Here is a 9,707-nt window from a genome sequence, read left to right on the forward strand (position 1 = left end):
CCCTGTGGCCCGCGCCACTAACGTCGTTTCCGTGACAGCCGTTATCGCTACCGAAGCCCTGAGCATGCGGTTCCCCCGGGTGACCGCGCTTGACCGGCTCACGTTGGACATCGGACCGGGTGTGACCGGTCTGGTGGGTTCCAACGGAGCCGGCAAGTCCACACTGATCAAGATCCTGCTGGGTCTTTCCCCCGCCACCGAAGGCCGGGCCGCAGTGCTCGGGCTCGACGTCGCGACCAGCGGCGCCGCCATCCGGGAACGGGTGGGGTACATGCCCGAGCACGACTGCCTGCCGCCCGATGTCTCGGCGACCGAGTTCGTCGTGCACATGGCCCGCATGTCGGGGCTGCCGCCCACGGCGGCCCGTGAGCGCACGGCCGACACCCTGCGCCACGTCGGCCTCTACGAGGAGCGCTACCGCCCCATAGGCGGCTACTCGACCGGCATGAAGCAGCGGGTCAAGCTGGCCCAGGCCCTCGTCCACGACCCCCAGTTGGTCCTCCTCGACGAGCCGACCAACGGCCTGGACCCGGTCGGCCGCGACGAGATGCTCGGCCTGATCCGCCGGATCCACACCGACTTCGGCATCTCCGTGCTGGTGACCTCGCACCTCCTGGGCGAACTGGAACGCACCTGCGACCACGTCGTCGTCATCGACGGCGGCACGCTCCTGCGCTCCAGCTCCACCAGCGACTTCACGCAGACCACCGCGACCCTCGCGGTCGAGGTGACCGACAGCGACACCCACCCCGACGGCACCGGCGCGCTGCGCAAGATCCTCACCGACGCCGGGGTCACCCTCATCGGCCACGACGGGATCGACACGGAGGGGCTGCCGGGCGCGGGCCACATCCTGCTGATCGAGGCGGCCGGCGAGGACACGTACGACCTGGTCCGCGACAGCGTCGCCGGGCTCGGGCTCGGCCTGGTCCGCATGGAACAGCGCCGCCACCACATCGCCGAGGTCTTCCGTACCGAACAGGGCGGGGCGCACAGCACCGCCGTCCCGGCCGCGGCCGCCACCGCCGGGGCCGTACAGCAGAAGGGAAGCGGTCGCGATGAGCACTGAGACCGGGACCGCGGCCGGGCGCGACGCCTCCCGGATCCACAACATCGGCTACCGCTCCTACGACGGACCGCGGCTCGGCCGGGCCTACGCCCGCCGCTCCCTGTTCTCGCAGACCCTGCGGGGCTCCTTCGGACTGGGCCGTTCCGCCAAGTCCAAGGTGCTGCCCATGCTGCTGTTCGGCGTGATGGCGCTGGTCGCGGCGATCCTGGTGGCGGTCTCCATGGCCGCCCCGGACGCCAGCAAGCTGGTGGTCAAGTACACCGCGTACGCGATCTACCTCCAGGCCGTCATCGGCCTGTTCATCGCCGCCCAGGCGCCGCAGGCGGTATCCAGGGACCTCCGGTTCAAGAGCGTCCCCCTGTACTTCTCGCGGCCGATCGAACGCGCCGACTACGTGGTGGCGAAGTTCGCCGCCACCGCCGCCGCGCTCTTCATCCTCACCGGCGCGCCGCTGCTCGTCCTCTATGTGGGCTCTCTGCTCGCGAAGTTCGACTTCGCCGATCAGACCAAGTGGTTCGGCCAGGGACTGGTGTCGGTGGCGCTGCTGTCCGTGCTGTTCGCCGGCCTCGGCCTCGTGATGGCCGCCCTGACCCCGCGTCGCGGATTCGGCGTCGCCGCGGTGATCGCCCTCCTGACCATCACCTACGGCGCCGTCTCCACGGTCCAGGCCATCGCCTGGGAGACCGGGTCGGAAGGGGCCGTGCAGTGGCTCGGCCTCTTCTCGCCGATCACGCTGATCGACGGCGTCCAGACCGCGTTCCTCGGCGCCTCCTCCGCCTTCCCCGGAGGGGAAGGCCCGGGCACCGGCACCGGCGTGGTCTATCTGTTCGTTGTTCTCGCGCTCGTCGCCGGCTCGTACGCCGTTCTGATGCGCCGCTACCGGAGGGTCGGGCTGTGACCACCATCGAGATCGACCACACCTCGCGCTGGTTCGGCAACGTGGTCGCCGTCAACGACGTCTCCATGACCGTGGGGCCCGGCGTCACCGGACTTCTCGGCCCGAACGGCGCCGGAAAGTCCACCCTCATCAACATGATGGGCGGATTCCTCGCCCCCTCGACGGGGAAGGTCACGCTCGACGGCCGGCCGATCTGGCGCAACGAGGACGTCTACAAGAAGATCGGCATCGTGCCGGAGCGGGAGGGGATGTACGACTTCCTCACCGGCAAGGAATTCGTCGTCGCCAACGCCGAACTCCAGGGCCTGGGCGGGGCCGAGGCGCAGAAGGCGCTCGCCACGGTCCAGATGGAGTACGCGCAGGACCGCAAGATCTCCACGTACAGCAAGGGCATGCGCCAGCGCGTGAAGATGGCTTCCGCGCTGGTCCACGAGCCCTCGGTGCTGCTCCTGGACGAGCCGTTCAACGGGATGGACCCGCGCCAGCGGATGCAGCTGATGGAACTGCTGCGGCGGATGGGGGACGAGGGACGCACGGTCCTCTTCTCCTCCCACATCCTCGAAGAGGTCGAGCAGTTGGCCTCGCACATCGAGGTGATCGTGGCCGGCCGGCACGCCGCGTCCGGCGACTTCCGGAAGATCCGCCGGCTGATGACGGACCGCCCGCACCGCTATCTGGTGCGTTCCAGCGACGACCGGGCCCTCGCGGCCGCGCTCATCGCCGACCCGTCCACGGCGGGCATCGAGGTGGATGTGACCGAGAAGGCGCTGCGCGTCCAGGCCGTCGACTTCGGGCGGTTCACCGAACTGCTGCCGAGGGTGGCCCGTGAGCAGGGCATCCGGCTGCTCACCGTCTCACCGTCCGACGAGTCCCTCGAATCGGTCTTTTCCTACCTCGTAGCGGCCTGAGTAGTGGCCTGAAAGGAGCTGTGCACCGTCATGTACGACCCCACAGTCGCCCGGCTCACCTACCGGGCCCTGCTCGGCCGGCGCCGGGCCGCCATCCTGTTCGTCCTGCCCGCACTGCTGCTGGTCATCGCCGCGGCCGTGCGCATGTTCGCCGGAGCCGATGACCAGATCGCCTCGGACGTCCTCGGCGGTTTCGCCATCGCCACGATGGTGCCGCTGATCGGCGTGATCGCGGGCACCGGGGCGATCGGCCCCGAGATCGACGACGGCTCGATCGTCTACCTGCTCGCCAAGCCCGTGAAGCGGCCGACGATCATCTTCACCAAGCTGATCGTGGCCATCGCGGTGACCATGGTGTTCTCCGCCCTGCCGACGCTTCTCGCGGGCCTGATCCTCAACGGCAACGGCCAGCAGGTCGCCGTCGCCTACACGATCGCGGCGCTGGTCGCCTCGATCGCGTACAGCGCCCTGTTCCTGCTGCTCGGCACGGTCAGCCGGCACGCGGTCGTCCTCGGCCTGGTCTACGCGCTGGTCTGGGAGGCCCTGTTCGGCAGCCTGGTGCCCGGCGCGCGGACGCTCAGCGTCCAGCAGTGGTCGCTGGCGGTCGCCCAGAAGGTCGCGGGCGACGGCGCGGTGACCTCGGACGTCGGCCTGCCGCTCGCCACGGTCCTGCTGGTCGCGGTCACGGTCGCCGCCACCTGGTACGCGGGCCAGAAGCTGCGCGCGCTGAAGCTGGCGGGCGAGGAGTGAGCCTTCCGGCCTGAGCCCCGTGCGCTTCGACGACCCCCGCCCTTCCGGACCTGGGCGGGGGTCGTCGTATGAGCGGACAGGCGTGCGCGTGACCGTACGTTTGTCGGGTCGTTGGTCAGGATGCGTGGAGGCAACTGGAATCCGTGGCGTCGTAGCGATCGTGAAATTGGGGAATGCCGGCACCGTGTGAGGCTCAGCCCACCGGACCGGTCATCGAGTGAGTGGCAACCGTGAGCGTCCTCCACCCCTGAAGCCCGGGGTGTGGGCCGCCCTCGTCATTCCCTCGCACGAAAGGCACACCCATGCCCACGGAAGTCGCCCTGCTCGAATCGCGCGCGCTGCGCGGGGAACAGATGGGGCGCGTCGACGTCCTCGACAAGGTGAGGAGCCTGGTCATGCTCCCGGACGGAATTCACGTTCGCACAGAGGGCGTGGCTCGTTACTTCGAAGTATCCACAGGTGCGGTCAAAAGGCTGACGGATCGGCACCAGGAGGAGTTGACCGAGAGCGGACTCCGCGTGCTGCGCGGCGCTGACCTGCAGTCCTTCCATAGCGACATGATGTCGTTATGGGCCCGCGAAGGGGTGGGGAGTTATCCACAGGCGGCCACGCAGCTGCGGCTCTACACCCGCCGCACCGTCCTCAACGTCGCCATGCTTCTTCGCGACAGCTACATCGCCCGCTGCGTGCGTACGTATCTCCTCGACGCCGAGGAGTCGCTGCGCACCCGGTACGCCTCCCTCGATCAGCGCGTCACCCGGATCGAGAGCTGCCTCACCGGAGTCGGCAGTGCGCTGCAGGAGCTCGGGCCGGTGCTGGTGCGGATGTCGGAGCGGCTCGACAGTCTCGACCGCAAGGTGGAGATGACGCACCAGGTGATCGGGAAGATGAGCCTGCGGCTGACGGACGTGCGGCAGGACGTCGTGCGGCTGGACGGGCGGCTGGACGGTTTCGCCCGGCAGCTGAAGGATCTGCGCCGCCGTAGCGGGCAGCGCGGGCAACGCTGAGAACGGCGGCCCGGCACCGTGGGAAACGGTGCCGGGCCGCTGTCACGCTGCCAGGTGAAGGTCCTACTGAACGGGCGCCGAGCGGAGCAGTTCCTCCAGCACCACCGCGATGCCGTCGTCATCGTTGGACGCCGTGATCTCGTGGGCGACGGCCTTCAGGTCGTCGTGGGCGTTGGCCATGGCCACGCCGTGGTGGGCCCAGCCGAACATCGGGATGTCGTTCGGCATGTCGCCGAAGGCGATCGTGTCGGCCGCCTTCACGCCGAGCCGGCGGGCGGCCAGCGAGAGGCCGGTCGCCTTGCTCAGGCCCAGCGGCAGGATCTCGACCACGCCTGCCCCGGCCATGACCACGTCGACCAGGCTGCCGACCGCCGCCCGCGCGGCGAAGGCGAGCGCGTCGTCGTCCAGCTCCGGGTGCTGTATGTAGACCTTGTTGAGCGGGGCGGTCCACATCTCGGTGGCGTCGTCCACGAAGAGGTACGGGAGCGGCCCCTCCTGCACCTGGTAGCCGGGGCCCACCAGCACCTCGCCGTCCAGTCCGTCGCGGCTGGCCGCCAGGTGCAGCGGACCGACCTCCGCCTCGATCTTGGACAGCGCGAGACCGGCGAGCTGCCGGTCCAGGGTCAGCGAGGTCAGCAGCTTGTGCTCGCCCGCGTGGTAGACCTGCGCGCCCTGACCGCAGACCGCGAGCCCCTCGTAACCGAGGTCGTCCAGGATGTGCCGGGTCCAGGGGACCGCACGCCCGGTGACGATGATGTGCGCGGCGCCGGCCGCGGTGGCGGCGGCCAGAGCCTCGCGGGTGCGCTCCGAGACCGTGTCGTCCCCGCGCAGCAGTGTGCCGTCGAGGTCGGTCGCGACGAGCTTGTAGGGGAAGGTCACTTGGCGACCGGTTCCAGGACCTCGCGCCCGCCCAGGTACGGACGGAGCATCTCGGGCACCCGGACCGAACCGTCGGGAAGCTGGTGGTTCTCCAGGATCGCCACGATCGTGCGCGGTACGGCGCAGAGTGTGCCGTTCAGCGTGGCCAGCGGCTGGACCTTCTTGCCCTCGCGCATCCGGACGGACAGGCGGCGGGCCTGGAAGCCGTCGCAGTTGGACGCGGAGGTGAGCTCGCGGTACTTGCCCTGGGTCGGGATCCACGCCTCGCAGTCGAACTTGCGCGAGGCGGAGGAGCCGAGGTCACCGGTGGCGACGTCGATCACCTGGAAGGGCAGTTCGAGGGCGGTGAGCCACTGCTTCTCCCAGTCCAGGAGCCTGCGGTGCTCGGCCTCGGCGTCCGCGGGGTCGACGTACGAGAACATCTCGACCTTGTCGAACTGGTGGACGCGGAAGATGCCGCGGGTGTCCTTGCCGTACGTGCCGGCCTCACGGCGGAAGCACGGGGAGAACCCGGCGTACCGCAGGGGCAGCTTGTCGGCGTCGATGATCTCGTCCATGTGGTACGCGGCGAGGGGGACCTCGGAGGTGCCGACCAGGTAGTAGTCGTCCTTCTCCAGGTGGTACACGTTCTCCGAGGCCTGGCCGAGGAAGCCGGTGCCCTCCATGGCGCGGGGGCGGACCAGCGCCGGGGTGAGCATCGGGATGAAGCCGGCCTCGGTGGCCTGCGCGATCGCCGCGTTGACGAGGGCGAGCTCCAGGAGCGCGCCGATGCCCGTGAGGTAGTAGAACCGCGAGCCGGAGACCTTGGCCCCGCGCTCCATGTCGATGGCGCCGAGCGCCTCGCCGATCTCCAGGTGGTCCTTGGGCTCGAAGCCCTCGGCGCCGAAGTCCCGGATGGTGCCGTGGGTCTCCAGGACGACGAAGTCCTCCTCGCCGCCGACCGGCACGTCCTCGTGGACGATGTTGCCGAGCTGGAGCAGGAGCCGCTTGGCGTCCGCGGCGGCCTCGTCCTGGGCGGCGTCGGCCGCCTTGACGCCGGCCTTGAGCTGTTCGGCCTTCTTGAGGAGCTCGGTGCGCTCCTCGGGGGTGGCCTTGGGGATCAGCTTGCCGAGGGACCGCTGTTCGGCACGGAGTTCGTCGAAGCGGACGCCGGACGACCTGCGCAGCTCGTCGGCGGAGAGCAGGGCGTCGACGAGGCCGACGTCCTCTCCACGGGCGCGCTGGGAGGCGCGAACACGGTCGGGGTCCTCACGGAGCAGGCGAAGGTCAATCACCCCTCCAGGCTACCGGTGCGCGGTTCTCGCACGGGAACCGATATTGCCTAGCGTGTCACTTTGACCGAATTGCCGGAATTGATATTTCTGGGGGGAGAGGGGTGAGGATGGGGGGTCAATAACGGTGGTTAGCTCCCCTGAACAGGGCAGAAGGCGTGGTCCGCCTTGACGTATCCGCCGTGAGTGGGGCGGGAGTTGGGGACGTGTCGGTCGCCGTTGTCCACAGGGGGCTCCATGTCGAAATAGTTATCCACAGGCTGTGTGGAAGTTCTGTGGACGCCGGAGGGTATTTGCCCTGGAACTCGGACGAAGCTCTGCGTAAGCCCCACTCAAACCCGTTCCGCGTGCTCGTTTGGGTGGGAATTCGTCGCCTTAAAGAGTTGATCAAGAGAATTGGGGCGACACGGGCGCCTCGTGCCGCCTCATGGCTCTGTGGACGGCCCTGGGGTGGCTGGGTTGATTTGTCGACGATGTCGCATTGCGGTGTCGACTTGTCCCCAGGCCGAGAGCCTTCCTGTGGATAACTCTCCGGAGTGCGTGACTATCTGTAGATCGCACCGCTGCGGAGCGCGCGAGGAGGCCGCCCCGGGAGCCTGCGCACCGGGGCTTCGCCCGCCTCCTGTCAGATCCGGCCGTCCTGGCTGCGCGCCAGCCAGTCGGATGCTTCCGTGAACGCCGTGTCCGACGTGCCCGCCCGCAGCGGCCCCACCTCGTCCGGGGAGACGCCCGCCCGCGGGTACGAGCCGAGGAACCGCACCTTCGGGCTGATCCGCTTCAGCCCCATCAGGGCCTCCCCGACCCGCCGGTCCGCGATGTGTCCCTCGGCGTCCACGGCGAAGCAGTAGTTGCCGATGCCCTCGCCGGTCGGGCGCGACTGGATCAGCATCAGGTTGACGCCGCGCACCGCGAACTCCTGGAGCAGCTCGAGGAGGGCGCCGGGATGGTCGTCGCCCAGCCAGATCACCACGGAGGTCTTGTCCGCGCCGGTCGGTGCGGAGGGCCGGGCGGGCCGGCCCACCAGGACGAAGCGCGTCTGGGCGTTCTCCGCGTCGTGGATCTCCGTCACCAGGGGCTCCAGGCCGTAGGTCACGGCGGCGAACTCCCCGGCGAACGCGGCGTCGTACCGTCCCTCCTGGACCAGCCGGGCCCCGTCCGCGTTGGACGCCGCCGACTCCCACAGAGCCCCCGGGAGGTGGGTCGCCATCCAGTTGCGCACCTGCGGCTGGGCGGCCGGGTGCGCGGTGACCGTCTTGATGTCCGACAGCTTGGTCCCGGGCCGTACCAGCAGCGCGAAGGTGATGGAGAGCAGCACCTCGCGGTAGATCATCAGCGGTTCTCCGCCGGCCAGCTCGTCCAGCGTCGCGGTGATGCCGCCCTCGACGGAGTTCTCGATCGGCACGAGCGCCGCCGCCGCCTCGCCGCCGCGCACGGCGTCCAGGGCGGCCGGCACGGACACCATCGGGACGAGTTCCCGGGTGGCGGCTTCCGGGAGCGTACGGAGGGCGACCTCGGTGAAGGTGCCTTCGGGACCGAGATAGGCGTAGCGCGTGGCTGACATACGGTCACCCTAGTGCGCCCCGCGAGGCCCGCCGCGCTGTCTCAGAATGCGGTCGGGGAGGGCGCGGAAAGACCACGCCACGCGCGCTTCCCGGCCGGAGCGGGGCCCGAGCCAGGCCGGAGCGGGGCCCGAGCCAGGCCGGAGCGGGGACGGGACAAGGGCGGAGCGGGGCGCCCCTACGACTCCAGCAGCCGCTGTCCCACGTACTCGCCCTCCGCCGCCCCGCCCGGGACCGCGAACACCCCGCTCGCCTCGTGCCGGAGGAACGGCGACAGCGCGTCGCCCCGGTCGAGCTTGCGCTGCACCGGCACGAAGCCCCGGAACGGGTCCGCCTGCCAGCAGACGAACAGCAGCCCGGCGTCCGGAGCGCCGTCCTCCGCGATACCGTCGTGGTACGAGAACGGGCGGCGCAGCATGGCGGCCCCGCCGTTCTTGTCGGGCGAGGAGATCCGGGCGTGGGCGTTGTCGGGGATCACGAGCCTGCCGTCCGGGCCCGCCTTGTCGAGGTCCATCTCCGTGGTCTCGGTGCCCCCGCTCAGGGGCGCCCCGTCCGCCTTGCGCCGTCCGATGACCCGCTCCTGGTGATCCACCGGAAGCTTCTCCCAGTCGTCCAGGAGCATCCTGATCCGGCGGACGACGGCGTACGAACCGCCCTCCATCCACTCCTGCGGCTTCCCGGGGGAGGCGGGGACGAAGACGCGCCGGTCGAAGTCCTCGTCGTCCTGCTTCGGGTTTCCGGTCCCGTCGATCTGGCCCATCAGATTGCGGGCGGTCATCGGGCGGGCGGTCGCGCCGGGGGTGCGGTTGAAGCCGTTCATCTGCCACCGCACCCGTGCCGTGCCCGCGGCCTCCTTCTGGAGGGCCCGCAGCGCGTGGAAGGCGACCAGCGCGTCGTCCGCGCCGATCTGCGCCCACAGGTCGCCGTTCGACCGCTCGGCGTCGAGGGCGTCGGCGGAGAACGCGGGCAGCGGGTCGAGCGCGGTGGGCAGGCGGGCGGTCAGACCGGTGCGCGCGAAGAACGTGCGGCCGAAGCCGAAGGTGACGGTCAGGGACGACGGCCCCGCGTCCAGGGCGATCCCGGTGTCGTGCCCGGGGCCGTCCGGCCCGCCCGCGGCGGGGCGGCCCGCCATCAGCTCCTTCGCCACCGCGGACCAGCGCCGCAGCAGAGCCGCCGCCTCCTTGCGCCCGGCGCCCGCCGCCAGGTCGAAGGAGACGAGATGGCCCCGGGCCTGAAGCGGAGCGGTGATCCCCGGTTGATGTTTCCCGTGAAACATCGCCTCGGTCGCCCCGACGGTCGTCAGCGCGGCGCTCTCCTCGGGGCGGGTGGCGGCGTACCCGGCGGCCCCGCCCCCGGCCCCCAGCAC

The 9,707-nt window shown here is 70.2% G+C and carries 9 protein-coding genes; 5 read left to right on the forward strand and 4 right to left on the reverse strand.

Annotation, left to right across the window (positions count from 1 at the left end):
* The first annotated feature begins 64 nt into the window (after positions 1 to 64).
* The 5 genes from HET64_RS01105 (at position 65) to HET64_RS01125 (ending at position 4,632) form a co-directional block, all read left to right on the forward strand.
* Positions 65 to 1,069: an ABC transporter ATP-binding protein gene (locus HET64_RS01105; RefSeq protein WP_215101254.1), complete on the forward strand. Its 1,005-nt coding sequence runs from the start codon at positions 65 to 67 to the stop codon at positions 1,067 to 1,069.
* Positions 1,059 to 1,967, forward strand: a complete 909-nt coding sequence (locus HET64_RS01110; RefSeq protein ID WP_215101227.1) for an ABC transporter permease subunit — start codon at positions 1,059 to 1,061, stop codon at positions 1,965 to 1,967. Before HET64_RS01105 ends, HET64_RS01110 begins: the two co-directional genes overlap by 11 nt.
* Positions 1,964 to 2,875: an ABC transporter ATP-binding protein gene (locus HET64_RS01115; RefSeq protein WP_215101229.1), complete on the forward strand. Its 912-nt coding sequence runs from the start codon at positions 1,964 to 1,966 to the stop codon at positions 2,873 to 2,875. The genes HET64_RS01110 and HET64_RS01115 overlap by 4 nt, the downstream gene beginning before the upstream one ends.
* 30 nt (positions 2,876 to 2,905) lie before the next feature.
* A complete protein-coding gene (locus tag HET64_RS01120; RefSeq protein ID WP_093563338.1) occupies positions 2,906 to 3,625 on the forward strand; it encodes an ABC transporter permease in 720 nt (239 codons plus the stop codon).
* Between the two features lie 302 nt (positions 3,626 to 3,927).
* On the forward strand, positions 3,928 to 4,632 hold the full coding sequence (locus tag HET64_RS01125) for a hypothetical protein (RefSeq protein ID WP_215101231.1): 705 nt from the start codon (positions 3,928 to 3,930) through the stop codon (positions 4,630 to 4,632).
* Between the two features lie 63 nt (positions 4,633 to 4,695).
* Here the strand turns inward: HET64_RS01125 and HET64_RS01130 are convergent, their stop codons facing one another.
* From HET64_RS01130 to efeB, 4 genes are all read right to left on the reverse strand, one after another.
* The gene (locus tag HET64_RS01130; protein ID WP_215101237.1) at positions 4,696 to 5,511 is read right to left on the reverse strand and encodes an HAD family hydrolase; all 816 of its coding nucleotides are present in this window, start codon (positions 5,509 to 5,511) and stop codon (positions 4,696 to 4,698) included.
* Positions 5,508 to 6,785, reverse strand: coding sequence for a serine--tRNA ligase (gene serS, locus HET64_RS01135; protein ID WP_215101239.1), 1,278 nt, complete (start codon positions 6,783 to 6,785; stop codon positions 5,508 to 5,510). Before serS ends, HET64_RS01130 begins: the two co-directional genes overlap by 4 nt.
* A 622-nt stretch (positions 6,786 to 7,407) precedes the next feature.
* Positions 7,408 to 8,343, reverse strand: a complete 936-nt coding sequence (gene pheA / locus HET64_RS01140; protein ID WP_215101241.1) for a prephenate dehydratase — start codon at positions 8,341 to 8,343, stop codon at positions 7,408 to 7,410.
* 176 nt (positions 8,344 to 8,519) lie between these two features.
* Positions 8,520 to 9,707 (reverse strand): iron uptake transporter deferrochelatase/peroxidase subunit (efeB, locus tag HET64_RS01145; RefSeq protein WP_215101242.1); only part of this gene is annotated, 1,188 nt, incomplete at its 5' end.

Source organism: Streptomyces sp. McG3 (assembly GCF_018619185.1).
GTDB lineage: Bacteria > Actinomycetota > Actinomycetes > Streptomycetales > Streptomycetaceae > Streptomyces.